Annotated in this window: 25 protein-coding genes and 2 pseudogenes; 14 read left to right on the forward strand and 13 right to left on the reverse strand. The window is 62.6% G+C overall.

Going from position 1 to position 25,167, the window contains the following annotated elements:
* The first annotated feature begins 7 nt into the window (after positions 1–7).
* The 11 genes from ACLIRY_RS13260 to ACLIRY_RS13310 all read left to right on the forward strand — a co-directional run bounded on the left by ACLIRY_RS13260 (position 8) and on the right by ACLIRY_RS13310 (position 9,392).
* The gene (locus tag ACLIRY_RS13260) at positions 8–436 is read left to right on the forward strand and encodes a hydrogenase (protein ID WP_413205880.1); all 429 of its coding nucleotides are present in this window, start codon (positions 8–10) and stop codon (positions 434–436) included.
* A 19-nt stretch (positions 437–455) separates the two neighbouring features.
* On the forward strand, positions 456–1,301 hold the full coding sequence (locus tag ACLIRY_RS13265) for a hydrogenase expression/formation protein (protein ID WP_413205881.1): 846 nt from the start codon (positions 456–458) through the stop codon (positions 1,299–1,301).
* A complete protein-coding gene (hybE, locus tag ACLIRY_RS13270; protein ID WP_413205882.1) occupies positions 1,298–2,161 on the forward strand; it encodes a [NiFe]-hydrogenase assembly chaperone HybE in 864 nt (287 codons plus the stop codon). Before ACLIRY_RS13265 ends, hybE begins: the two co-directional genes overlap by 4 nt.
* Positions 2,158–3,138: a hypothetical protein gene (locus ACLIRY_RS13275; protein ID WP_413205883.1), complete on the forward strand. Its 981-nt coding sequence runs from the start codon at positions 2,158–2,160 to the stop codon at positions 3,136–3,138. The genes hybE and ACLIRY_RS13275 overlap by 4 nt, the downstream gene beginning before the upstream one ends.
* On the forward strand, positions 3,131–3,472 hold the full coding sequence (gene hypA, locus ACLIRY_RS13280) for a hydrogenase maturation nickel metallochaperone HypA (protein ID WP_413205884.1): 342 nt from the start codon (positions 3,131–3,133) through the stop codon (positions 3,470–3,472). Before ACLIRY_RS13275 ends, hypA begins: the two co-directional genes overlap by 8 nt.
* Before the next feature lies 1 nt (position 3,473).
* Positions 3,474–4,382, forward strand: coding sequence for a hydrogenase nickel incorporation protein HypB (gene hypB / locus ACLIRY_RS13285; protein ID WP_413205885.1), 909 nt, complete (start codon positions 3,474–3,476; stop codon positions 4,380–4,382).
* A gap of 24 nt (positions 4,383–4,406) precedes the next feature.
* Complete coding sequence (locus tag ACLIRY_RS13290) at positions 4,407–5,900, forward strand: sigma-54-dependent transcriptional regulator (protein WP_413205886.1); 1,494 nt, start codon at positions 4,407–4,409, stop codon at positions 5,898–5,900.
* Positions 5,901–6,063: 163 nt separating this feature from the next.
* Positions 6,064–6,360, forward strand: a complete 297-nt coding sequence (locus ACLIRY_RS13295; RefSeq protein WP_413205887.1) for a HypC/HybG/HupF family hydrogenase formation chaperone — start codon at positions 6,064–6,066, stop codon at positions 6,358–6,360.
* Positions 6,357–7,502 carry a hydrogenase formation protein HypD gene (hypD, locus tag ACLIRY_RS13300; protein WP_413205888.1) on the forward strand — a complete coding sequence of 382 codons (1,146 nt, stop codon included), beginning with the start codon at positions 6,357–6,359 and terminating at the stop codon, positions 7,500–7,502. Before ACLIRY_RS13295 ends, hypD begins: the two co-directional genes overlap by 4 nt.
* Before the next feature lie 8 nt (positions 7,503–7,510).
* On the forward strand, positions 7,511–8,575 hold the full coding sequence (gene hypE / locus ACLIRY_RS13305; protein WP_413205889.1) for a hydrogenase expression/formation protein HypE: 1,065 nt from the start codon (positions 7,511–7,513) through the stop codon (positions 8,573–8,575).
* 52 nt (positions 8,576–8,627) lie between these two features.
* On the forward strand, positions 8,628–9,392 hold the full coding sequence (locus ACLIRY_RS13310; RefSeq protein WP_413205890.1) for a sulfite exporter TauE/SafE family protein: 765 nt from the start codon (positions 8,628–8,630) through the stop codon (positions 9,390–9,392).
* A 155-nt stretch (positions 9,393–9,547) separates the two neighbouring features.
* Here ACLIRY_RS13310 and ACLIRY_RS13315 read toward each other — a convergent pair whose 3' ends face one another.
* From ACLIRY_RS13315 to ACLIRY_RS13365, 11 genes are all read right to left on the reverse strand, one after another.
* On the reverse strand, positions 9,548–11,497 hold the full coding sequence (locus tag ACLIRY_RS13315; RefSeq protein ID WP_413205891.1) for an HD domain-containing phosphohydrolase: 1,950 nt from the start codon (positions 11,495–11,497) through the stop codon (positions 9,548–9,550).
* Positions 11,498–11,586: 89 nt separating this feature from the next.
* Positions 11,587–13,173 (reverse strand): FGGY-family carbohydrate kinase, encoded by a 1,587-nt coding sequence (locus ACLIRY_RS13320; protein ID WP_413205892.1) that lies wholly within the window; start codon positions 13,171–13,173, stop codon positions 11,587–11,589.
* A 56-nt stretch (positions 13,174–13,229) separates the two neighbouring features.
* Entirely contained in the window at positions 13,230–13,949 is a 720-nt protein-coding gene (locus tag ACLIRY_RS13325; RefSeq protein ID WP_413205893.1) for an HAD family hydrolase, read from the reverse strand.
* 15 nt (positions 13,950–13,964) lie between these two features.
* Positions 13,965–14,741, reverse strand: a complete 777-nt coding sequence (locus ACLIRY_RS13330; protein WP_413205894.1) for an SDR family NAD(P)-dependent oxidoreductase — start codon at positions 14,739–14,741, stop codon at positions 13,965–13,967.
* A gap of 14 nt (positions 14,742–14,755) precedes the next feature.
* Positions 14,756–15,529 carry an L-iditol 2-dehydrogenase gene (locus ACLIRY_RS13335; RefSeq protein WP_413205895.1) on the reverse strand — a complete coding sequence of 258 codons (774 nt, stop codon included), beginning with the start codon at positions 15,527–15,529 and terminating at the stop codon, positions 14,756–14,758.
* Positions 15,526–16,602 (reverse strand): ABC transporter ATP-binding protein, encoded by a 1,077-nt coding sequence (locus ACLIRY_RS13340; protein WP_413205896.1) that lies wholly within the window; start codon positions 16,600–16,602, stop codon positions 15,526–15,528. The genes ACLIRY_RS13335 and ACLIRY_RS13340 overlap by 4 nt, the downstream gene beginning before the upstream one ends.
* Before the next feature lie 72 nt (positions 16,603–16,674).
* Entirely contained in the window at positions 16,675–17,505 is an 831-nt protein-coding gene (locus ACLIRY_RS13345) for a carbohydrate ABC transporter permease (protein ID WP_413205897.1), read from the reverse strand.
* Between the two features lie 3 nt (positions 17,506–17,508).
* Positions 17,509–18,381 carry a carbohydrate ABC transporter permease gene (locus ACLIRY_RS13350; protein WP_413205898.1) on the reverse strand — a complete coding sequence of 291 codons (873 nt, stop codon included), beginning with the start codon at positions 18,379–18,381 and terminating at the stop codon, positions 17,509–17,511.
* Positions 18,382–18,573: 192 nt separating this feature from the next.
* Positions 18,574–19,887 carry an ABC transporter substrate-binding protein gene (locus ACLIRY_RS13355; protein ID WP_413205899.1) on the reverse strand — a complete coding sequence of 438 codons (1,314 nt, stop codon included), beginning with the start codon at positions 19,885–19,887 and terminating at the stop codon, positions 18,574–18,576.
* A 473-nt stretch (positions 19,888–20,360) separates the two neighbouring features.
* The gene (locus ACLIRY_RS13360) at positions 20,361–21,317 is read right to left on the reverse strand and encodes a sugar-binding transcriptional regulator (protein WP_413205900.1); all 957 of its coding nucleotides are present in this window, start codon (positions 21,315–21,317) and stop codon (positions 20,361–20,363) included.
* Positions 21,318–21,466: 149 nt separating this feature from the next.
* Positions 21,467–22,402, reverse strand: coding sequence for a carbohydrate kinase family protein (locus ACLIRY_RS13365; RefSeq protein ID WP_413205901.1), 936 nt, complete (start codon positions 22,400–22,402; stop codon positions 21,467–21,469).
* Between the two features lie 142 nt (positions 22,403–22,544).
* On the opposite strand from ACLIRY_RS13365, the gene ACLIRY_RS13370 reads away from it, so the two are divergent.
* Entirely contained in the window at positions 22,545–23,249 is a 705-nt protein-coding gene (locus tag ACLIRY_RS13370; RefSeq protein WP_413205902.1) for an alpha/beta fold hydrolase, read from the forward strand.
* Positions 23,250–23,371: 122 nt separating this feature from the next.
* Here ACLIRY_RS13370 and ACLIRY_RS13375 read toward each other — a convergent pair whose 3' ends face one another.
* Positions 23,372–24,268 carry a DMT family transporter gene (locus ACLIRY_RS13375; RefSeq protein ID WP_413205903.1) on the reverse strand — a complete coding sequence of 299 codons (897 nt, stop codon included), beginning with the start codon at positions 24,266–24,268 and terminating at the stop codon, positions 23,372–23,374.
* 300 nt (positions 24,269–24,568) lie between these two features.
* Here ACLIRY_RS13375 and ACLIRY_RS13380 point away from each other — a divergent pair.
* Positions 24,569–24,718: pseudogene (locus ACLIRY_RS13380) on the forward strand (Ada metal-binding domain-containing protein); the annotation flags it as partial.
* Between the two features lie 42 nt (positions 24,719–24,760).
* On the opposite strand, the gene ACLIRY_RS13385 reads toward ACLIRY_RS13380, so the two are convergent.
* Entirely contained in the window at positions 24,761–24,913 is a 153-nt protein-coding gene (locus ACLIRY_RS13385; protein WP_413206100.1) for a hypothetical protein, read from the reverse strand.
* A 27-nt stretch (positions 24,914–24,940) separates the two neighbouring features.
* On the opposite strand from ACLIRY_RS13385, the pseudogene ACLIRY_RS13390 reads away from it, so the two are divergent.
* A pseudogene (locus tag ACLIRY_RS13390) lies at positions 24,941–25,162 on the forward strand (helix-turn-helix domain-containing protein); the annotation flags it as partial.
* Positions 25,163–25,167 lie beyond the last annotated feature (5 nt).

A 25,167-nucleotide genomic window follows, 5' to 3' on the forward strand; every position in this document is an offset into this window, starting at 1 on the left:
CAAGACCATGTCCTCTTCCCTGATCGACCGCCTGACCGACGACTTGGGATGGCCTCGCCTCGATAGCCTTGCGGCCTTGGAGGCCCATCTCGCCACCCCCGGCGACCATTGCCTCTTCATCCCCGGGGATCCGGTCAAAAACCTGGAGACCAATGACGCCGCAGTGGTTCTGCCCGAACTGGTCCGCGCCTTCCAGGGTCGCTTCGATTGCGCCGTCATCGCCCCCGCCATCGAGGAAAAGGCCCGAACCCAGTTCGATTGCTGGCCCACCCCCAGCCTGATTTTCCTGCGGAACGGCACCCTTTTGGGCTCCATCCCCCGGGTGCGGGACTGGGCCGACTATCTGACCCGGACCAGTGCCATCCTGAATGGCCATGCCCAACCGGACGCCGACAGCGATGCGACGACCACCCCAACCCCGGCGACGGCCAACTGACGAGGACGGAGGATACCCCATGCTGAACAATTTCACCCGTCCGCCCATTGGCTTCGGCGCGGGCTCCCAGCCCGCCTCCGGTGACGGGCAAGAGCTGGAATACATGCCCCTGCCCAAGGACATGCGCACCTTCCAGGCCCACCTGCCCGAGGTCGAGGACCCCGACGCCCTGGCCCCGGCCCTCGCCCTGATGGAGGCCATCGCCGAGGCCTGCGCCACCCACAGCGGTCAAGACAAAGCCTTTGACCTGGCGGGCCTTGATACCGCCAACCGCGCCCTGCTGGATGAAACCCTGGGCCGGGGCGAAGTCTCCGCCGACCTGTTTGACGCCGACCAGGGCAAGGTGACCGTTCAGATCACGGAATCGGTCTTCGCCGGGGTCTGGACCGTCATCGGCGATGGACCAGATCGGGTTGAGGTTTCTCCCATGCCCAAGGTGGTGGGAGAGCGGGCCTTCCGGCCCTCCGACGCGGGACTTGGCTCCCTGACCCCGGTCCTGCCCGGGGTGGTCAACGCCCCGCCACTCGTCACCGAGATGATGGACAAAAGCGCAAGCTGGAGGCCCGGCAGCGACGTTCATGTCATCAACCTCAGCCTGCTGCCCCATACGCCCGAGGACCTGAGCCACCTGGACATGGCCCTGGGGTCGGGCTCTGTGGCCATTGCCTCGCGCGGCTATGGGGATTGCCGGATCCGGGCAACCGCTCTGGCGAACGTCTGGAAAGTACAGTTCTTCAACTCCATGGACGCCATGATCCTCGACACCTACGAGGTCACCGGCGTGCCCGAGGTGGCCATGGCCGCCAGGGAAGACCTGGAAGACAGCGCCGAACGCCTGCGCGAAGTGCTGGAGAGCATCCGATGACCACGTCACAATCCACCGCCCGCAGCGGCTTTGAGGGCTCCTATCTGGGTTCGGACAGCCGCATCTCGCCCCGCGCCATCCTGGAATGCAAGATCTGCTGGACCCCCTACGACCCCGCTGTCGGAGACGAGACCCGGCAGATCGAGCCTGGCACCGCCTTCCTCGACCTGCCCGGCGATTGGACCTGTCCCAATTGCGGCGGCGCCCGGGAGCAGTTCATGGTGCTGGAGGATCCGGGTCTGGGAGAGGAGGGTGTCCTGCCCGCCTCCGCCCCCGAATGCGCGGATCTGGTGGCGCGATTGGTGGCCGAATTCCGCGACATCAATATCGGAAAAATGCGAGACGTGCCCTTCCGCAACAAGGCACTGTCGGTGGAGGCCGTGGGTTTCCAGCCCTGGGAGGGGCATTACGTCGGCATCCTCATCGCCCCCTGGTTCATGAACCTGCTTCTCCTGCCTGGGCCTGGGGAGGACTGGAGCGCCGACCGAACCGGCGCCAAGACCCTGTTCCAGTTCCCGTCCGGCCCCTATTCCTTCACCCATATGTCCATGCGGTTGACCGGGCCGTTCAAGGGGTGTTCCCTGTTCTCCCCCATGGGCGACTTCGAAAGCCACGAGGCGGCGGTGGCCGTTGCCCGGGCCGCCATGACAGCCCTGTTCGACCCGGACAATCGAGAGGATACCGACCGCCGCGAAACCATCCGCGCCCAGCGGGAGGCGGAGATCGCCGCGACGGATGCGACCTCCACCAAGCCCCGCACGCCGAAAGCTGAGGAAAACGTAAACTCCGAAGACCCTAAGGTCCTGGACCGCCGTGCCCTGTTCACCGGGCGAGCCAAGGAAAGCGATACCGAGCAATGACATCCGCCCCCACAGCCCTGCGCCTGCGCCTGACGCCGGGTCTCCAGGGGCTGGATGTGCAGATCACGCCGCCGGTTGAGCTGCCCCTGGCCGCGCTCCTCCGGGGCAAGGATCCAGAGACTGCGGCATCCCTGGTGGGACGGCTTTTTAACATCTGTGGCGCAGCGCAGGAGGCTGCGGCCCGCTCGGCCCTCGGTTTGGCTTTGGACTCCGCCTTGGAAAAACGAGTGGTTACGGAAACCCTGCGGGAACATGGGGTGAAGCTGTTCCTCCTTTGGCCCGGGCTTTTGGGAATCGAGCCCGACCGAGCAGCGGCGACCCTGCTGGCCCGCGCCCTGGACAACGAAACCATGGTTGCCACTCTTCGGGTCTCCCTATTCGGCCCCAAAGGTATCCTGCCCGAGGACTGGAGCGCCTTCGAGCGATGGATAGACAGCACCGGGTCGGCTCCGGCCCGGTGCATGAAAGCCGTGCGGGACGGCTGGAATCCAGCCTGGGGCCGCGCGGACCTGCCCAGCCGCCTCCCCCTCGCAGGCAGCTGGCCCGGTTCTCCGGACCTTGCCCCCCTGCGGGACAATGGGGTGGGCGGGCGGCTGTCGGGGCACCCTTTGATGGTCGCCATTGCGGATCGCTTGGGGCGGGGTGTCCTCTGGCGCATGACCGCAAGGTTGGTGGAAATGGAATGCCTGCTCTCTGGTACCGCCCCCTCCCCCTTCCGCGCGCCGGGCGTGGTCGAGGCAGCCAGAGGAACCCTCTTCACCCGCGCCAAGATGGACGACGCGGGGAGGGTTGCCAACCTGGAGCGCCTGACGCCCACGGATTTTGCTTTGGCTCCCGGAGGTGCGCTGGAATTGGCCCTGTCCAGCCTGCCCTGTAACGCGCCAAACCTGGAAGCCCTGGCCCGACTGGCGGTGGATGTCATCGACCCCTGCTTTGCCGTGGAGCTGACGGTGGAAGGAGCCCCCCGCCATGCATGAAATGTCCCTCTGCGAAGGCATCCTCCAGATCCTGGAGGACAATGCCAAAACCAACGGCTTTACCAAGGTGAAGCGGGTGCGCCTGGAAGTGGGCCGTTTCGCCGGGGTGGAAGTCGAGGCCCTGCGCTTTGGCTTCGACATTGTGATGCGCGGATCCCTGGCCGAGGGCGCAGCGCTGGAGATCATCGACCAACCGGGCCTCGCCCATTGCTTTGGCTGCGGCGAGACCGTCGAACTCAACACCCGCCTGGACCCCTGCCCCCTATGCGGAAGCGGGCGTCTGTCGCCAACCGGTGGCGACGATATGCGGATCAAAGACCTGGAGGTGGTGTGACATGTGTACGGTTTGCGGATGCGCCGGGGACGGCGCCAAGGTCGAAGGACAGGCCTATGGTCATGGCCATCATCATCCCCATGGTCATGACCATCACCACCATGACCATGCTCATTCGCCGGGTCACGACCATGGGCACGGTCCTTCCCACAAGGATCATGTCCAGGGAGATCTGCATTATGGTCAGGGTCCCGCCCATGCCCATGCACCGGGCCTGACCCAGGCCCGCATGGTGGAAATCGAGACCAGCATTCTCTCGAAGAACGATGCCTATGCTGACACCAACCGGGCGCGGCTGGCCGCCCTGGAGACACTGGCACTCAACCTCGTCTCCTCCCCGGGCAGCGGCAAAACGACCCTGCTCTGCAGGACCGTCAGCGCCTTGATGGCGCGCCATCCTGTGGCCGTCCCAGTGGCCGTCATCGAAGGGGACCAGCAAACCGCCAATGATGCCGACCGGATCCGCGCCACCGGCGCTCCGGCCATCCAGGTCAACACCGGCAAGGGCTGCCACCTGGACGCCCATATGGTGGGCCATGCCATTGACCACCTGTCCCCGACACCCGGCGGCGTGCTGTTCATCGAAAACGTCGGCAATCTGGTTTGCCCCGCAGCCTTCGACCTGGGAGAGGCGGTCAAGGTCGCCATCCTGTCCGTCACGGAGGGTGAGGACAAACCCCTGAAATATCCCGATATGTTCGCCGCCGCCGGGCTGGTGATTCTCAACAAGATCGATCTGGCGCCCCATTGTGACATCGACCTGGAGCTCTACGAGACCAATGCCCGCCGGGTGAACCCGGGAGTGGAGGTGATCCGTCTTTCGGCCCGTACTGGCGAGGGGATGGCGGCTTGGCTAGACTGGATCGAAAATCGCCGCGCGGCCCTGATCCCCACCGCAGCGGCCCAATAAACCCCAGGGAAAGGGAGACCGGCCATGAACTCCGCGCGCAATCCCGCCGTCCTGCTGGTGGACGACGAACAACGCTCGCTCGATGCCATGGAGATGGCGCTGGAGGACGAATTCACCGTCTTCACCGCCAATTCTGCGGAAGAGGCCCTGGAGATTCTGCATGACGAATGGATCCAGGTGATCCTCTGCGACCAGCGCATGCCCGGCACCACCGGGGTGGCCCTTCTGTCCCAGGCCCGGGAACGCTGGCCGGAGACCATCCGCATCATCGTGACCGGTTACACGGAAACCGACGACATCATCCGTGCCATCAACGAAGCCGGAATCTACCAATTTCTGACCAAGCCCTGGCACCCGGACCAATTGGTCATGGCCGCACGGAACGGCGCCCGGCTGTTCCAACTCCAGCGGGAGCACGACCGCCTGTCTTTGGAGATGCGCCAACTTACCCCCGTGGCAGAACGCCGGGTCTCCCACCGGCGGGAGGCCCTGAAGCGGGGCTTCGGTTTCGAGCGGATCATCCGCACCGCAGACTCACCCATGCAGGCCCTCTGCTCTGTCGCCGCCCAGATCGCCACCTTTGACGTCCCCGCCCTGGTGACTGGCGAGACAGGAACGGGCAAGGAATTGCTGGCCCGAGCCATCCATTACGGCTCCCTGCGTTCGGACAAACCCTTCCACGCGGTCCATTGCGGCGCCATCCCCGACGAGTTGCTGGAATCCGAACTCTTCGGCCATAAGAAAGGCGCCTTCACCGGGGCTCACGCCAACCGCATGGGTCTGCTGGAACAGGCCGACGGCGGCACGGTCTTCCTCGACGAGATCGGCGACACCTCCCCGGCCTTCCAGGTCAAACTGCTGCGCTTCCTGCAGGAGGGCGAGATCCGCCCGGTCGGCTCCAACGAGACCCTGACCGTAAACGTCCGCATCGTCGCCGCGACCAACCGCGACCTGGAAGAGGAAGCCCGCGCCGGGCGCTTCCGGGACGACCTGTTTTACCGGCTGGCCGTCAGCCCCTTGCGCCTGCCCTCCTTACGTGAACGGCCCCAGGACATTCCCCTGTTGGCCGAACATATCCTGGACACGGCCATGACGACCCACGGCAAACGGGTCAACGGCATTGAACCGGCGGCCCTGGTCTTCCTGTCCGCCTACGACTGGCCGGGCAACGTGCGGGAACTGGAAAACGAAATCCTGCGCATGCTGATGATGGCCACCGGCGACAGCCTGTCGGCGGCGGATATCGCCCCCCGTATCCTGCGGGCCGCTCCGGTGGGAGCAGAAACGGATCCCGCAGCCGAAGCGGTGCTCTGCATTGAGGGCACCCTGAAGGACCGGGTGGAACGGATGGAAGCCCGCATCCTGCGCGAAACCCTGACCCGCCTGCGCTGGAACAAAAGCCGCGCGGCGGAGGAATTGGGACTCAGCCGGGTGGGCCTGCGGGCCAAGCTGGACCGCTACGGCATCGACTCCCCCCTCCGCGAAGTTGAGACCGAAGACGAAGCACTCTCGGGGTGAGGCAGTTGGGGGCTATCGCCCCCAAAAAACCCATTTGGGAGGCGATGCCTCCCAAACCCTCCCTTTGTTTGGGAGAGAATGACGAAGAAGAAAAAGAGGGGTTTGGGGACATCGTCCCCAATTGGGTGTGGGCGAAAGCCCACTCGAAGAGGAGCAACGAACCATGTGCCTAGGCATCCCCGGCCAAGTGGTCGAAATCACCGACGCGGCCAACATGATGGGCATGGTCGACGTCTCGGGCGTGCGCCGGGCGGTCAATCTGGCCTGCGTGGCTGGAGACGGCCCCCTGGAGGACGTCATCGGGCAATGGGTGCTCGTCCATGTGGGCTTCGCGATGAGCCGCATCGACCCGGAGGAAGCCGCAGCGACCCTAAAGGCGCTGGAGGACCTGGGAGACGCCATGGCCGAGATCGAGGCCATACGGGGAGCCGACCGCATGATGGAAGGCGAAACCCCATGAAATACACCGACGAATTCCGCGACCCGATCAAGGCTAAAAGCCTGCTCGCCGCCATCGAAACCCAGGTCTCTCGCACCGGGGCCACGGCAGACCACCCCTTGCATATCATGGAGATTTGCGGCGGGCACACCCATGCCATCTTCCGCTACGGCCTGGACAAGCTGACGCCCGACGCCATCGAATTCATTCACGGTCCCGGCTGTCCGGTCTGCGTCCTGCCCATGAGCCGGGTGGACGACTGCCTGGACATCGCCGAGCGCCCGGACGTGATCTTCACCACCTTCGGCGACGCCATGCGCGTGCCCGGCACCCGGGGCAGCCTGATGCAGGCCAAAGCCCGGGGCGCGGATATCCGCATGGTCTATTCTCCCCTCGACGCCCTGGAGCTGGCCCGCCGCCATCCGGATAAGGAGGTGGTCTTCTTCGGCCTGGGCTTCGAAACCACCATGCCCTCCACCGCCCTGACCCTGCAACAGGCTGCGCGGGAGAACCGGACGAACTTTTCCCTGTTCTGCAACCATATCCTCGTGCCGCCGCCCATTAAGGCTCTGCTGGACGACCCGGATATGGCCTTGGATGGCTTCGTCGGGCCGGGCCATGTTTCCATGGTCATCGGTACCGCGCCCTATGACTTCATCGCCCGGGACTACGGCAAACCCCTGGTGGTCGCCGGGTTCGAACCCCTGGACCTGTTGCAAGCCGTCCTGATGGTGGTCACCCAGATCGCCGAGGGCCGGGCCGAGATCGAGAACCAATACGCCCGCATTGTCCCCAAGGACGGCAACCCCGCAGCCCTGGCGGCCATCGCCGATGTCTACACCCCCCGGGATGCCTTCGACTGGCGCGGCCTGGGGGAGATCGACAAATCCGGCGTGAAAATCCGCCCGACCTATGCCGCCTTCGACGCCGAGGAGAAATTTGGCGTCGGCTATGGGGCGGGCAAGACCTCGGGCCGGGAAATGGCCTTGCCGGACATGGAGGGTTGCCTCTGCGGCGAGGTGGTCAAAGGCAAGGTCAAGCCCTGGGCCTGCCCCAAATTCGGCGCCGAATGCACACCCGATACCCCCTTGGGAGCACTCATGGTCTCCTCCGAGGGCGCCTGCGCCGCCTATCACCTTTACGCCGACACCCTGACCCTATGAGCCAAGCCATGACCGACCAGAGCCCTCCCCGCCGTCGCGGCGGCCAGTTGAAGACCGAGACCATCACCATGGCCCACGGCGGTGGTGGCAAGGCCATGCGCGATCTGATCGACGATGTCTTCATCACCGCCTTCGATAATCCGGAGACCGGCGACATGGAGGATCAGGCCCGTCTGGACCCCTCCCCCCATTTGGCAGAGGGGGGCCGATTGGCCTTTACCACCGATGGCTTTGTCGTCGATCCCCTGTTTTTCCCGGGCGGGAACATTGGAGATTTGGCGGTCAACGGCACGGTCAACGATCTGGCCGTGGGCGGAGCCAAAGCCCTTTGGCTGTCCTGCGCCATGGTGATTGAAGAAGGACTGTCCGTCGATATCCTGCGGACCGTGGCCGCAACCATGCGCAGAGCGGCGGACCGGGCCGGGGTCCGTATCGTCACCGGAGACACCAAGGTCGTCGACCGGGGCGCCGCCGACAAGCTGTTCATCACCACAGCAGGCATCGGTGTCATCCCGCCGGGCCGTGACCTCGCCGCCCGCCATGTGCGGCCCGGAGATGTCGCCCTCGTCAACGGCACCCTTGGCGACCATGGGGCGGCAATCCTCAACGCCCGGGGCGATATGGCCCTGGATAGCCCGGTGGAGAGCGATTGCGCGCCCCTGAATGCCCTAATGGAGGCCGTGCTGGCTGCGGCACCGGGCACCCGTTGCGCCCGGGACGCCACCCGGGGTGGTCTGGCCTCAGCCCTCAACGAGATCGCCCAGGCCAGCGGATGCGGCATCGACCTGGAGGAAACCGCCCTGCCCCTCAGGCCCGAAGTGCGAGGGTGCTGTGAAATTCTCGGGTTGGACCCTCTCTATCTGGCCAACGAGGGGACTCTGGTGCTCTTCGCCCCAGCCGATCAGGCTGAAGCAGCCCTGGCCGCCATGCGTGGCGTTCCGGAAGGCCGGGGCGCCTGTGCCATTGGCCAAGCCGTAAGCGCCCATCCGGAACAGGTGGTCCTGAAAACCCTATTCGGCGGAGGGCGCCGTGTCGACATGCTGGCCGGAGAGCAACTGCCCCGCATTTGCTGAGGTGGGCATAGCATGCTAAGGGAGAGTTCATCTTCCCCAACGGACGTTTTAGATGCTCTTCGGCTTTGACTTTTCCCTGCTCGCCATCACCTCCCTGGCCGTCTTCCTGGTGGGGCTCTCCAAGGGTGGATTAGGGGGCGTGGCGATCCTCGGTGTTCCCCTGATGGCCCTGTTCATATCGCCGGTCCAGGCTGCGGCGATCCTGCTGCCCATCCTGGTGGTCATGGACATGGTCGGTTTGCTCACATGGCGGGGGGAGTGGGACCGCAAGACCTTGCTGATGATGATTCCTCCCGCCGTTCTAGGGGTGGGGATTGGCTGGGCGACCGCGTCCCATGTGTCGGAAGCGGCGGTGCGACTCATTGTCGGTGTGCTGGCGGGCCTGTTCGTCCTGCGCACCATCCCCTGGCCCGGCGCCAAGGAGAAGGCGGCGCGGGGCCACAAACCGGTCTTGGCCTGGGTCCTCGGCACCATCGCCGGATACACCAGCTTCGTCGCCCATGCGGGAGGGCCCCCCTTCCAGATCTACGCCTTACCCCTGAAAATGGATCCCCGCCGCTATACGGCCACGAGCGTTCTGTTCTTCACCATCGTCAATGCGGTGAAACTGGGACCCTATTTCGCTCTGGGGCAATTCGACACCACAAACCTGACCCTCTCGGCGCTGATGTTTCCGCTGGCCATCGTCTCGACCTGGCTCGGCGCCTGGGTAGTGAAGCGCATGAAGCCAGCGGTTTTCTATCCGATGATCCACGCCTTCATCGGCCTCGTAGCCCTGAAGCTGATTTGGGACGGGGTGATGGGGTTGGCGGCATAATACCAAGCGGCGCGGGTTGAAACCCAGGCCGCTTTTCTTGCGTTCAAACGCCAGGCGGGCTTTTACGCGCCATAAGGCGCGGCGGCCACTTGGCCGCTTCCAAGGTGCGGTGAGCCAAACTCACCGCACCTTGGTATAAGCCTCCGCCCAACCTCTCACCCCTCCAGATACGGGGTGAGATCCACGTCGTCGATCTGCTCTGGCGTGAGATAACGATCAGCGTAATCCCGGTGAATCCCTTGGGACAGGAACAGTTGGAACAGGTCCGGATCGATATGCTGGTCCTTCACCATGAATCCCATGATCCGAATGGCCTCTGACAACGTCTTGGCCTTTTTATACGGCCGGTCCGAGGCGGTCAGGGCCTCGAAGATATCGGCGATGGCCATGATCCGGGCCGGAACAGACATATCGTCGCGTGACAGCTTCCGGGGGTATCCGGTGCCAATCATGGTCTCATGGTGCGAGCCCGCATATTCCGGAACCCGTTCCAGATGCTTCGGAAAGTTCAGCTTCCCGAGCATGCCAATGGTCTGGATGATGTGATCATTGATCTTGAAGCGCTCCTCCGGCGACAGCGTCCCGGCCCGAATACAGAGGTTATGCAGTTCGCCGAAGTCATATTCATACTCGGGAACATCCATGCGGAACCCATGGGGGTTGTCCCCGAAGGGCGCTTCGCGCTGACTCTCTGGACGTGTGATCCGATGTTCAGGTTTATCGGCGAGGAGCTTTTCCTCCACTGGCAAGGGGGGGGGATCGGGATCGGCGGCACGCTTGCGGGCTTCTTCCAGGTGGGAGAGGCCGAGACGGTCGTCGAGCGTGCGGACCCAGGTGCGCGCGCTGATCTGTTTGAGGCGATCCACCTTGTCATCGGACAGGAATTCCGCCCCCACATTGCATTCGGCAACGAAGGCGAAATCGTCCGCCAACATCTGCTTCCGACGCTCCAGGGAGTCCATGACCTCACCGGTGGAGTGGTTTCCGGCCAGCAGCTTGCGCAGGGCGAAAATCTCCTCGTCCCGGATCAGGACTTCGAAACGCATGCGGATCTCGTGGATCCGGTTGTAGATGGTTTCCAGCTTGGTGGCTTTGTCGACAACAAATTCCGGCGTGGTTACCTTACCGCAATCATGCAGCCACGCGGCAATGTGGAATTCGCCCCATTCCTCCTCGGTGGTGAAGGCGAACTCGCCAAAGGGCCCTTCTTCGGCGGCGGTTGCGGCCCGCGCCAGCATTTCGGCGAGCACAGGCACCCGTTCGCAATGCCCCCCCGTATAGGGGGATTTGGCGTCGATGGCCCCAGCGATCAACTTGATAAAGCCATCCAGCAAATCCTTTTGGGCCTCCATCAGGTCCCGATTGGCGATCGCCGTCGCCCCCAGGGAAGCGACGGCCTCCACGAACCCCGTGAGCTCCGGCGAAAAGGGAACGACCTCTCCGGTCTCCTGGTTGAGGGAATTGATCAACTGCAAGGCACCGATCACCTCCCCTCCCCGAGGTTTCAGGGGGACAGTAAGAAAGGAGGTCGAGCGGTATCCCACCCGTTCGTCAAATTCCCGGGTCCCCGAAAAGTCGAATTCACTGTCGTCATAGGCATCTGGAATATTGATGGTCCGTTCGCGAAGAACCGCCTGACTGACAACGTTCCGGTGATTAGGCGCGCCATCGGCAAGGGTAAGGGGCACGTCGGGGAAGGAGATATCCGCCTCTTCCCCCTCCCCCATATGCACATTCAGCGTACCATTGTGGATGATGGCAAAACGAAGCGTATTTTCCGGCGTACGCAGGTAAAGGGTTCCCCCATCCGCATGGGTCAGCCCCATGGCGGAGGACAGAATCCGCCCCAACAGCGCCCCCAAATCCCGTTCCGCAGATAAGGCGATGCCCTGCTCCACCAATGAGGCCAGTTTGGATTTCTCCGCAGCCAACTCCTTGGTGCGTTGGGCGACCTGTTCCTCGCCCTGTTCAATGAGGCGACCAAATTCACTATTCAACCGGTCCAGCGCGTCACGCAACGCTTCGGGATCGGCGGAACCCCCATCCAACAATTCCGCCGTTGCCTTTTGAAGATCCCACTCCCGATCATACATACCAGACACCATACCCCTCAACCCGCCTCCCAAACCATGTGATGACGCAGTTTGGCTAAACTGGTTGACAAGGACAAGACATCCTCCCGCATTGGGCAGACTTATCCTGCGGACAGGGCGTCCAACGCTTTCCTATGCGCGTGCATCTCGATGAAAATCGCGTAATCCTTGTCGAACCGGGCCCGAGCCGCCGGATTGGGGGCGCGAATATCTTCCCCCTGCCGCATAGCCGCAGCGGTCAAGGCGAGACTATCGTGGAGTCCTGCTGCCTTGGCCGCCACCATCCCCGTCCCCAGCAAGACCGCGTCTTCGGTTCGGGCGACCACAACCGTGCAACCGGTCGCGTCGGCATAAAGCTCCATCAACACGGGGTTCTTCAGGTGGCCCCCGGTCACATGCAGGGTATCGATACCATAGCCCCGCTCGTTCAAGGCCTCCAGGATATGGCGAACCCCCAGGGCAATAGCCACGGCCGTGCGCCAATAGAGGCGGCAGAGGCTGTCAAAGGAGCTATCCATGTCCAAGCCACTGATCACGCCCAGGGCCAGGGGATCGGCCAGGGGCGAGCGGTTACCGTGGAAGTCGGGCAGAACATGCAAGCGTGCGCCAAAATCCGCCCCCTCCACCGCACGCAGTTCGGCCAAACGGTCACAGATCTTGCCATGCATGGCACCGGTGGGCTCTCCCCCGGCCCCATGGAGCCGAATAATATGGTCGAGCAACGCCCCCGTAGCCGACTGTCCCCCTTCATTCAGCCAACATCCCGGCACAACGGCGCCAAAATAGGGCCCCCAGACCCCCCTTGTGGGCCGGGCCTCGGGCGAGAGGGCCATGACGCAGCTTGATGTCCCGGCGATCAATGCCAAATGGTGATCAACGGAAGGCTCGGCTGCGATCGCCCCGAGCACGCCAAGGGTCCCCGCATGGGCATCGATCAACCCCGCCCCCACCCGGCAGGCGGTGGTCAGGCCCAAATGGGCCGCTGCCTCCTCCGACAGCGGGCCGAGGTCGTCGCCGATCGGCGTGGCCCGGTCGGGAAGGTTGCCCCGCTCCAACAGGTCAGACAGACCCACGACCTCCAGGAAATCCCGCTGCCAGCCCGGATCCTCATGGGCCAGATAGGTCCATTTGCAGGTCAGGGTGCATTGGGACCGGGCGAGCGAGCCCGAGGCCTTCCAGGTCAGGAAATCGGCCAGATCGAAGAAATAACCCGCATTCGGCCAGCGCTCCGGATAGTGGCGCTTGAGCCACATCAGCTTGGGAATTTCCATTTCCGGGGACATCACCCCGCCCACGTAGCCGAGCACCCGATGCTCCGTTTCCGTGCATTCCCGGGCTTCGGCCAGGGCGCGATGGTCCATCCAGACAATGGTATCCCAGCCCGGAGCCCCATCCCGCCCCACGGGGAAGGGGACGCTGTTCCGGTCGCGAACGACCAGGGAACAGGTGGCATCGAAACTGATCCCAACCACCGCCTCGGGCGGTGTCCCCGCTTCGGCGAGAGCCCCCTGGACGGCCTTGCCCACGGCCTCCCAAATGCCCTCGGATTGGTATTCCGCATGGTTTGGCTCTGGCTGGCGCATCTCGATGGGATGCTCCGCCCGCCCAAGCAGGGCACCCGTGGTATCGAGTACGCCCGCCCGAGCGCTGCCCGTCCCCACATCCACGCCAATCACGTAGGTCCGCATGTCCCCTCTCCTTCGCGGCGGATCGGATCCGACCGGCGCGATCTTTGTTTTACCGCCTATCTCTGGACCTTATGCGACGGACCGTCCAATCCGCCAACAAGATCAATCAGATCATCCATATTATTGAATGTAGCGAAGGGCGCCACCGCTTCCAAGGCTTCCCGATGGCGCGCGTTGGATGCGTGGCTCCCTCCCCAATATCCAAACACCCGCATCCCCGCCCGATGGGCTGCGGTCACCCCCGCCGGGCTATCCTCAATGACCAGACAGCGCTCTGCGGGTACGCCCATTTCCGCAGCGGCATAAAGAAACAGGTCCGGAGCGGGCTTGCCGTTCCGGACCATGGTGGCAGAAAAGATCCGACCCTCGAAATGGGGCAGGAGGCCGGTGACCGACAGGGCCAAACGGATCCGCTCCACCTGGCTGGAGGAGGCAACGCAATGGGGCACCGTCAAACGCTCCAAAGCGCCGACAACGCCCGGGGTCGGTTTCAGGTCAGCCCGGAACGCGGTGAAAAGCCGTTCCCGCATGGCCGCGAGCCCCTCCTCGCCGAAGGTACAGCCATAGTCATCCCTCAGGATGCCGGTGATGGCAGCCATGCTGCGTCCAAGGAAGCGGTCGTTGGCCTCGCCGGGGTCGATGGCCACGCCCCGTTCGGCGACGGACTCAAGCAACACCCGGGCCGCGATCGGTTCGCTGTCCACCAGCACCCCATCACAGTCGAACAACAGCAAATCAATGGCACGACGGGCTGCGGGTCGGTGTCTCTCTCCCATGGTTGTTCCCCTCCCCTACCAGCAGGTATATCCGGCATCAGTGGAGACGATCGCCCCGGTCATGAGGCTGGCCGCATCGGAGGCCAGGAAATGGACAACGGAAGCGACTTCCTCCGGCTGACCGACCCGCCCCATGGGTGTCATCTCCACCCAGACCTTGTACATCTCGGGGTTTTCCTCGATGCCGAAGGCGGTCAAGGGCGTTTCGATATAGGTCGGTGCCACGGCATTGACCCGAACCCCCCGAGCCCCCCATTCCGCAGCCAGTGACCGGGTCAGTTGGTGCACTGCCGCTTTGGAGGCATTGTAGAAGGATTGGGGCTGCGGCTTGTTGACGATCAAGCCAGACATCGAGCCGATATTGACAATAGACCCAGCGCCCTGCCCCAGCATGATCTTGCCAAAGGCCCGACAGCACCAGAACAGTCCGTCCACATTCACATTCATATGGAAGCGCCAATGGTCGTCGCTGGTCTCCTCCGCCGGGACATTGCTGATGGCCACGCCCGCGTTGTTCACCAGAATATCGATCCGGCCCTGGTCCTTCAGAACCTGGGCGGCGACGGCATCCACCTGAGCCGAGTCCGTCACATCCAGCACGGCGGCATGAGCCTGAAAGCCTTTGTCGGTGAGGGCCTTGGCCACGGCTTGGGCCCGGTCTTCCTTCATATCAGCGACAATAACAGTGGCTCCCGCCTCCGCCAGGGCTTCCGAACAGGCTGCGCCAATGCCCTGTCCCCCACCGGTCACCACAGCAACCCGCCCCTCTATTTTCAAACGTTCGAGATACATGTTCCGTCCCCTTCTCAACTCAAGACATTACCGCCGTCGACATTGAAGGTCTGGCCCACGACGTAATCGCCGTCGGCGCTGGCCAGGTACACGGCCATGCCTGTCAGATCTTCGGCCCGCCCCATGCGGCCATGGGGCACGGCCTCTCCGACCAACCGTCTTTTCTCGCCGATGGGTCGGTTTTCATATTTCGCGAACAGGGCATCCACCCCGTCCCAATGCGCCCCGTCCACCACCCCAGGGGCGATGGCGTTGACGTTGATGCCATGGGGAATGAGGTTCAGGGCCGCCGATTGGGTCAGGCTGATGACGGCGGCCTTCGATGCACAATAGACTGCCACCAGGGCCTCCCCCCGGCGTCCGGCTTGGCTCGCCATATTGATGATCCGACCGCCCCGGCCCTGGGGAATCATCACCCGGGCCGCCGCCTGCATACAGAACAGCACCCCCGCCACATTGATCGAGAAGACGCGCTCGTAACTCTCCCGGGTGATTTCGGTCAGGGGCGCCATGTCGAAAATCGCGGCATTGTTGACCAGGATGTCGAGACCCCCGTAGGCCGCCGTCACCTGTTCAAAGGCCCCATCGATGGAGAGCGGATCCGACACGTCCAGGGACACCGCAAGGCAATCGGGCCCGAGGTCCCGAGCCGTCTCTTCCGCCTGTTCCAGGTTCACATCACCGAGGGCCACCCAAGCTCCTTCCTCCAGGAAGGCCTCGGCGAAGGCGCGCCCGATCCCCCGCGCGCCGCCGGTCACCAAGGCCACCTTTCCCGCCAGCCGTTTCATTGAAGGGGCGCTCCCGAGGTCGGGCCCGCCCGAAGGCTCGGGGGAAGGGTCTCCACATCCGGTATCCTTGCGCGCGCCATGGAGCGCCCGGACTCATCGAAGCGGTGAACCTTGTCCGGCTCCGGAGTAAGGAAAACAGTCTCCCCATGCCGCAGGGCCCATTCCCCTCCGGCCCGGGCGGTGATGGTCCCCACATCCTCCACATGGACATGCAGAAACGTGTCCGACCCCAAGTGCTCGGAGACCCCGATCACCCCTTTCCACAGGCCCGTTTCCCGGTCGATCCGGATATGTTCCGGGCGGATCCCAATGGTGGTGGCGCCCATGCTTGCCGCATTTCCTCCGTCGACGAAGTTCATGCGGGGTGAGCCGATGAAGCCCGCAACGAACTGGTTGGCCGGATCCCGGTACAGATCCAAGGGCGAGCCCACCTGTTCCACGTTGCCCCGATTCAAAACGACAATTTTATCGGCCATGGTCATGGCCTCCACCTGGTCGTGGGTCACATAGACCATGGTGGTGCCAAGCTGTTGGTGAAGCTCGGTAATCTCCAGACGCATATTCACCCGCAGGGCGGCGTCCAGGTTGGACAGTGGTTCGTCGAACAAGAAGGCCGCAGGCTCCCGCACAATGGCCCGACCGATGGCCACCCGCTGGCGCTGACCGCCCGACAAGTTGCGGGGCTTGCGCTTCAGGTATTCCGTCAGATTCAGAACCTTGGCCGCCGCCAACACCTTCTTGTCGATCTCCTCCTTGTCCATGCCCGCCATTTTGAGCGGAAAGGCGATGTTGCCGTAAACGGTCATATGCGGATAGAGGGCGTAAGACTGGAAGACCATGGACAACCCCCGCTTGGCCGGGGGCAGGCTGGACACATCCTCGCCATTCAGCAGAATGGCCCCGCCAGAGATGTCCTCCAACCCGGCGATCAGCCGCAGCAGGGTGGATTTGCCGCAGCCCGACGGGCCGACAAAGACCACGAACTCTCCGTCGTCGATTTGTAGGTCGATGCCTGGAATGACGGCGAGTTCGCCAAATACCTTGGTCACATTTTCAAGCCGGATGTTGCACATGGGGTCTCTCCCGAGAGGGTCTTTTTCTTTCGCGACGGAGGTCGCTGTTTAAGGAACAAGCGACGGCGATCGCTATTTGACGGCACCGAAGGTCAGGCCGCGAACAAGCTGCCTCTGCGAGAACCAGCCAAGGATGAGAATGGGCGCAATCGCCATGGTCGAGGCCGCAGACAGCTTGGCCCAGAACAAGCCCTCGGGACTGGAATAGGAGGCGATGAAGGCCGTCAGGGGCGCCGCCTTGGCTGCGGTCAGGTTCAAGGTCCAGAAGGCTTCGTTCCAGGCCAGGATCACGTTCAACAGACAGGTGGAGGCGATGCCGGGCACGGCCATAGGTGTCAGGACATAGAGGATCTCCTGCCCAAGGGAGGCGCCATCCATGCGGGAGGCCTCCAGGATGTCGACAGGGATTTCCTTGAAATAGGTATAGAGCATCCAGACGATGATCGGCAGGTTGACCATGGTCAGCACCAGCACCAACCCCGTCAGGGTGTCGAGCAACGCCCAATCCCGGAACAGCAGGTAGATGGGAACCAGCACGCCGACCGGCGGCAACATCTTGGTCGACAGCATCCACATCAGGATGTTCTTGGTGTTTTTGGTCGGCGAAAAGGCCATGGCCCAGGCTGCGGGAACGGCGATCAGCAGTCCCAGGAATGTGGAGCCGAAGGAAATCACCACGGAATTCCACATGTGGTGAAAGTAATTCGACCGCTCTTGAACTTCCTGATAGTTCTCCAGCGTCCAATCAAAGAACAGGAAGGAGGGGGGCGAGGCGATGGCCGCCCCCTCGGACTTGAAGCTGGTCAGGAAGGTCCAGAGGATCGGGAAGAACAGGGCGAGGGCAACGGTCCAAGCCAGGGCCGTGAAGGCCACCCGCCGCCTTGTGGAAACGGTGCGTGCCATGGGTCAGCCCTCCAGGTTCTTGCCGATGAGGCGAATGAGGAAAAAGGCAACGATATTTGCCAGGATCACCGCGACGATGCCGCCAGCGGAGGCCCCTCCCACGTCGAATTGAAGCAGGGCTTGGGTATAGATCAGGTAGGTGATATTGGTACTTGCATAACCCGGCCCGCCGGAGGTGGTGACCAGGATCTCGGCGAAGACACTGAGCAGGAAGATGGTCTCGATCAGGATGACGACCGTGATGGCCCGACCCAGGTGGGGCAGGACAATGAAATAGAAGCGCCACCACAAGCTCGCCCCATCCATCTCCGCCGCCTCCATTTGGTCCTCGTCCAGGGATTGGAGGGCTGTCAGCAGGATCAGGGTGGCGAAGGGTAACCATTGCCAGGACACGATCATGATGATCGAGGTCAAGGGCGCCGAGGACAGCCAGTCGATGGGGTCCAATCCGACAGCATTGGCGAGCCAGGCGAACAGGCCGTAGACCGGGTGCATCATCATGTTCTTCCAGACCAGCGCCGAAACCGTGGGCATGATCAGGAAGGGTGAGATCACCAAAACCCGGACAATGCCCTGGCCGAAGACCGGTTGATCGAGCAGCAGGGCCATCAACAGCCCGCCTCCCACACTGATCACCAAGACACTGCCCACCAGGATCAAGGTATTGAACAGGGCAGAAAAGAAGGCCGGATCGGTCAGAAAGTATTTGTAATTAAAAAATCCCGCCCATTCCTCCATGCCCGGCATCAGCAAGTTATACCGCAGGAAGGAGAAATAGAGGGTCATGGCCAGGGGGACAGCCATCCAGCAAAACAGGAGTATGACGCTGGGGGACATCATCGCCCGGGCGGTGGATTTGGTGTGCAAGGTCGCCACGGATGCCTCCTCCTCGCCGGACGCCAAGGTCCAACGATGGGATCTCGAAGGGAAGAGAAAGGGCGGGCCGCGCCAGGAGAGAGCGTCACGCGGCCCGCCAAGTGGGAGGGGTCCGGCCCCAAAACGGGGCGGGGGGCGGAAAAGATGGAAGCCATCGTTCCCCGCTCACCCTCCTGCGAAAAGGTCACCCGATTACTTGATGTAACCGCCCTTCTCCATTTCCCGTTCGGTGATCCGTTGGGCGTTTTCCAGGGCCTGATTCACGCTCGTCTGACCGGCCAAGGCCGCAGAGAACTGCTGGCCAACCGCCGTCCCGATCCCCTGGAATTCCGGAATCGCGACAAACTGCCCACCGGTATAGGGCACCGGATCCACGGTCGACGCCTTGGGATCCGCAGCATTGATGGACCGCAGGGTCATGGCCGCAAAGGGCGCGTCCTTCAGGTAGGTCGGGTTTTCATAAAGCGAGGTCCGGGTCCCCGGGGGCACGTTGGCCCAACCTTCCTTCTCGGCGACCAATTCGGTATAGGCCTTGCTGGTAGCCCAACCGATGAACGCTTTGGCGGCCTCCGCCTTCGTCGAGCCTGCGGGAATGCCCAGGTTCCAGGACCATAGCCAGCTTCCCCGCTTGCCCAACCCTGCATCGGGGGACAGCGCGAAGCCAACCTTGTCGGCAACCGTGGAGTCCTTGGGATTGGTCACAAAGGAGGCGGCAACGGTGGCATCAATCCACATGCCACATTTCCCCGTTTGGAACAGGGCCAGATTCTCGTTAAAGCCGTTGGAGGAAGCGCCCGGAGGACCAGCGTCAGTCATCAGGTCCACATAGTACTTCAGGGTGTTCTTCCAAGCCGGTTGGTCAAACTGGGGGTTCCAGTCCATATCGAACCAGCGGGCACCCATGGAATTGGCCATGGTGGTGATCAGGGCCATGTTCTCGCCCCAACCCGCCTTGCCGCGCAGGCAAATGCCGTAGATCTCGTTGTCCTTGTCGGTAATCTTCCGGGCAGCCTCGCCAATGAACTCCCAGGTGGGTCCCTCCGGCATGGTCAATCCGGCTTTCTCGAACAGGTCCGTGCGGTACATGACCATCGAGCTCTCCCCATAGAAGGGGGCGGCGTACAGCTTGTCCTCGTAGGTCAGGCCCGAGCGGATGGCGGGCAGCAGGTCGTCGACATCGTAGTCAGCGCCCAGGTCATCCAGGGGAAGCAGCCAGCCCTGTTTGGCCCAGATCGGCACCTCGTAGTTGCCGATGGTCATGATGTCGTATTGGCCACCCTTGGTGGCAATATCCGTTGTGACCTTCTGGCGGAGCACATTCTCCTCCATGGTCACCCACTCCAGTTTGATGTCCGGATGGGCTTCGGTGAACGGTCCGGTCAGTTTTTGCATCCGGATCATATCGCCGTTGTTCACCGTCGCGATGGTCAAGGTGGTGTCCGCCATCGCCGGATAGGACAGAGCGATAGCCGAACAGGCTCCAAGAAGAAGCTTGGAAAGTTTCATGATTTTTTCCTCCCAGAAACATTTTAACCGGGCTTTTGCCTCGTTGTCGGGCAATTACCCACTTTTCTGAGAATCAAGTCAAGACTCTTCGTCGCTGCGGCGCACCACAAACGCGAGGTTCTTGACCAAATAGCCAGGGTATTGTTTACGGGAAAAAGACAGCAGGATCCCTTTCCTTAGAGCCCAACCCGAAATGACTCTCATTCTTTCAACCACTTGGTCGTCATTCCCGCGCACGCGGGAATCCAGGGTGGGAGCAGGCAAGGGAAGCAAATCCCGCGACGTCAGTGCATTTGAGCACCGGCACCGAAATCAACCCTGGATGCCCGTTTTCACGGGCATGACGGTAACCTTTAATTTCACGGCATGACTTTTGGATTGGGTCCTTAGAGCATGTTGCGTGAAATGTGATTCACGCAACATGCTCTAAGGACCCAAGGGGAATTCTGGCAGACACTTCCGTGGGTTGCAGTTCAGGCTTTCAGGAGTGCTTCGGCGGTCCATTCATCGGTGACCAGCCCCCCGACCCATCCCTTGCGCAGGACAGCCCGCATTCCGGGGAGTTTGCGCCGCCCCATGGCCAGGACGGTTACCAGCGTTTCCGGTCCCCATTCCAGGGGAACCGAGGCGACTCGCCGGTTGGTCGCCGCATCGACCAAATCGCCGTCAGCATTGAAGGCCCAGCCCAGGATCTCGCCCACGGCTCCGGCCTTGCGCAGGGCATCCAGTTCGCCCTCGTCGATGAAGCCATCCACCAGCAAAGGCGCCTGGGGTCCCAGGTCCCCCAAACCGACAAAGACCACATTCGCCTGCTTGGCCAGGGTGAAGCTGCGCTGGATGATGGACTGTTGGTGCAGGCTATCCCGTTCGGCAACCGAGGACGCAACCACCGGAGCGGGCATCAGGTAGTGCTCCGCCTTGACCCGGTCGGCCATGGTGAAAATGGCGCTATAGAGCGCCGCAGACCCGTTGGGGGCAATATTGCCGGTCAGGGAAACAACCTTGGTGTCCGGGACCTCGATGGGCGGCAGGCATTCGATGGCCGCTTTCAAGGTCCGACCACTGCCAATGGCGATGATCCGCGTCTCCGGATCAAGCAAAGCCCGTTCCAAGGTGGCAGAGGCAGCCTCTGCAAGCCCCAAAGTGGTGGACTCCGAGGTGGGATCAGAGGGCACCACCTCGCAAGCTGTCAAGCCGAAGCGATCCGTCAGACGGGCCGACAGGTCCAGGCAATGGGCAATGGGATGGTCCAGGCGGAAACGCACCAACCCCTCGGAGACGGCGAGCGAGACAAGCCGCTGCGCCGCCTGCCGGGAAATCCCCAGCTTTTCGGCGATCTCCTCCTGCGTATTGCGCCCAATATAGTACAGCCACCCAGCCCGCGCCGCATCATCCAGCCGGGTTCCCCCGGTTCCCTTCGTCCTGCCCATTTGGCCCTATCCAAAAAATGGTACCTCGCCCCATTCTGACCTTGCAGGGACCCGTCGACCAGATCAAATCGCCTGAAATCGGAAGCGAATGAACCCCGTGCAGGGCTCTGCCCCGCCCCCCGCCGGGGCCTGAGGCCCCGGACCCCCATTCATGGAATAATCGGCAACTCAGTCCGTTGCGGCGGATCTGCCCCCCGGCGGGAGCAGGTCACCGCCGCCGCCCGGGCAGCGAAATCCAGGACCGCAGCCAAGCGCTCCCGATCCAGCGCTTTGAGCCCCTTCCGCGACAAATGCCCCATTTCGGCCAGGGCCGCCAGCAGACCCGCCTGGAAGGTATCCCCCGCCCCCACCGTGTCGACCACGGGTCCCGCATGGCAGGGCAAGGACAGGTGGTGCTCCGCGGTCCAGGCCTGGGCGCCGTTCTCCCCATCGGTGATCACCACCAAGCCAGGACCCTGGTCCAGCCAAGAGCGGGCGGCGTCTTCCAAGTCGCGACCGGGATAGAGCAACGCCAGATCTTCACTGGAGATTTTCAACAGATCCACCAAAGACACCAGAGAGGCCAGGCTCCGTCGCCAAACCTCCTGGTCGGGCTCCACGGTCAGGCGGACATTGGGGTCATAGGCGAGGAAGCGGCGGCCGGTTTCCCGTTGGGCCAGGGCCAAAAGGGCGGTGGCAACTGGTTCCATGGCCGTGTTGATGGACCCCATATGGATGGCCTGGATCGCCTCGGGCAGGTCCGGAAGATCCTCGGGGCGGATGGCCCGATCCGCCGTTTCCGACACACCGAAGGCATAGGTTGGCACGCCCCGGTCATCCAGACGCACCACGGCAAGATTGGTGGGGGCCCGCCGATCGGGCAAGGGAACGGTTCCAACCCCCTCCCTGGCCAGAACCGCCCGCAGGCGATCCCCGAAGAAGTCCGCAGACAACCCCATGAGACCCTGAACCGGCCAACCGAGCCGGGCCAGCCCAATGGCCACGTTGAAGGGGGATCCTCCCGGGCGGGCGTCCAGGGTCAGACCATCGGGCCGGTCCTCGACAACGAAGACATCGAATAAGGCTTCACCGCAGACAAGGAACATGCCGACTTCTCCATTTTTACAGAGGCCCCTTCCCGCAGGAAAAGGTCTGCGTTGCCGGATCGGCTGCGGCTGCTATGATCACCGCCCTCCCCCGGATACTGCGCGTTCACCCCATGGGATCACACAAAGGGAGTCCCCGTCCATGCCCGCGACCCTGTTATTTCTGCCTGGCCTGCTGTCCGATGCTGTGGTCTGGAAAGTGATCCTGGAAGACCTGACTGCCCCCCTGCCGACCGTCGTCGGAGACCTGACCACCCAGGACTCCATCGAAGCCATGGCCAAGGACATGCTCGACTCCCATCCGGGTCCCCTGGCCGTGATCGGCCATTCCATGGGGGGGCGGGTGGCATTGGAGATGGCCCGCCAAGCCCCCGAGCGGATCGTCGGCATGGCCCTGCTCGATACGGGCATCCACCCCGCCAAACCCGGCGAGGAGGGTCCCCGCCATGCCCTGACCGCCCTGGGCCGGGAAAAGGGCATGGCCGCCGTCGCCGAGGCCTGGCTTCCCCCCATGGTCCACCCAGGCCGCCATAAGGACGGTGATCTCATGGGAGCGCTCACCCGGATGGTCAAACGGATGACCCCGGAGATCCACGCCCGCCAAATCCAGGCCCTCTTGACCCGGCCCGACGCCGCGCCGGTGCTGCCGACCCTGACCTGTCCGGTGGTGCTGATCGTTGGCCGCCAGGACGCCTGGAGCCCACCGGAGCAGCACACCGAAATGGCCGAAGCGACCCCCGGCGCAACGCTGGAAATCGTCGAGAACGCCGGCCATTTCGCCCCCATCGAACGGCCAGAGGCCGTCCACGCCATCCTCGAACGCTGGGTGGCTGGGTTGGAGGGTTAGAGCCAACCCGAAAGGACTCCCCTTGTTTCAATAGCGTCGTCGTCATTCCCGCGCAGGCGGGACTCCAGGGTGAGGACAGGCAACGAACGCAAGTCACGCAACGGCGAAGGTTGGCTGCTCCGTCAAGGGTCACGTCGACACATCAGGAGAAGCGGTTCCAGAATTCCCGCTGCGGTGATCAAGATCACGCCTGACACTTCCCTGACGCCAAACGGTTCGTCGGCCCAGAGTGCTGCCGTCACCGTACCCGCGCTGATCTCTGTCATGAACAGAATGGCAAGAAGACCAGGGCTCAGCACCGTCGCCCCCCACATAATGCCAATCGCGGGAGGAATGACCAAGAACAGAACCACCGGCAGAATCCAGGGGAGGACATCGCCAATCGTTTCCCAATCGGGAGCCGAAGTCTGCCCCTCAAGGGGCAGAACAGCCAGCAGGAGGGCCGCGACACTTCCCCATACAAAATAGGACAGGGTGAAGTCGATCCCATTGCCGCTCTCGTCGGACTTCATGCAAACCGCCGCCATGGCCCAGACGATCCCGGCAATGGCCCCCATCCAGTCCCCCAGGTTGGGACCCCCGCTGAACCCTGTATCGATCTTTAAGATCAACAAGAGCCCGATCAACCCCAAACCGATCATACCCCACCGGCGCGCTGTGATGGGTTCACCCAGCACAAGACGCTCCAGTAGCGTGCTCCAAATCGGTGTGAGGTAGAAAAACAGCAAGGCGCGCACCACGTCGGTGAAGACGAGCGCGCCCGCATAGCAGGCAAGGGCCACGCCCGAGAGCAGTCCCGCACAATGCAGGGGCCATCCCCCCGCAATGAATCGGCGTCGGCGCACAACGATGAGGGGCAGGAGCAGAAGTGTTGGTAAGACATAGAAGAGAACGACAGCCCAGACACCGGTAATCCCGGCATCGTCAAGCGCCCGCAAAGGAATCCAGAAGAGCCCCCAGGCAACCCCCGAGAGTGCGGCAACCAGCATCGCCAGATTTTCAGTACGAGACAAATTCATTGGTCGGGCTCCACAAGGTCATGCCAATAGGCGTTACTAGAGTGAAATGGGGCCAGCTTGTTCCAAGCTGATCCCATTTCACTCTAGAGCATCGAGCGGAAAAGTGAGCACCGGTTTTCCGATCCACTCGATGCTCAACCTGTTGAATCTAGATCAAATTACCCGCCTTAAATCGATTCCGATTTAAGGCGGTTTGATCTAGCCTATTCGCATGTACGGAACGAATTTTCTGGCGGTTTTCGGACATGGAAATCGAAAGGGCTTTCGACAAGTCTTCACTTGTCGGGTAACCTCGCCTGTATGTTGAACTTTCAAACGTGTGAGACGGCGAGATTGGGGCGTGATCCCGACTTTGACGGTGTGTTTTTCGTCGGTGTCAAAACATCTCGGATTTACTGCCGCACCATCTGTCCGGTCCGGCAACCTCTGACGAAAAACGTTCTCTATTTTCCAACAGCACCTGCGGCAGAGGCGGAGGGGTATCGGCCCTGCTTACGGTGCCGCCCTGAAGCCGCCCCCCATTCGGCAGCCTGGAGTGGCACTCAAGCGACGGTGTCGCGTGCCCTGAAACTGATCGATCAGGGCGCGTTGGATGAGGGCAATGTCAAACACCTCGCAGACAGGCTTGGCATCGGCGAGCGGCATTTATCCAGGCTTTTCCAGACCCATGTTGGCGCCAGCCCCATACAGACAGCAAGAACCGTGAGACTGCAGCGGGCCAAACGCCTCTTGGACGAAAGCGACTTAAAAATCGCCACTATCGCGTTTCAGGCCGGTTTCGGGAGCATTCGTCAGTTCAACGCTACCTTTGTCCAAACCTATCGGGTCTCCCCCTCTCAATATCGCAAAAAATGCAAACCGTCAGATGGCGCTCGTCGATCATTCTGTCTGTGACACCC

The sequence above is a fragment of the Rhodospirillum sp. A1_3_36 genome, from assembly GCF_047263945.1.
GTDB lineage: Bacteria > Pseudomonadota > Alphaproteobacteria > Rhodospirillales > Rhodospirillaceae > Rhodospirillum.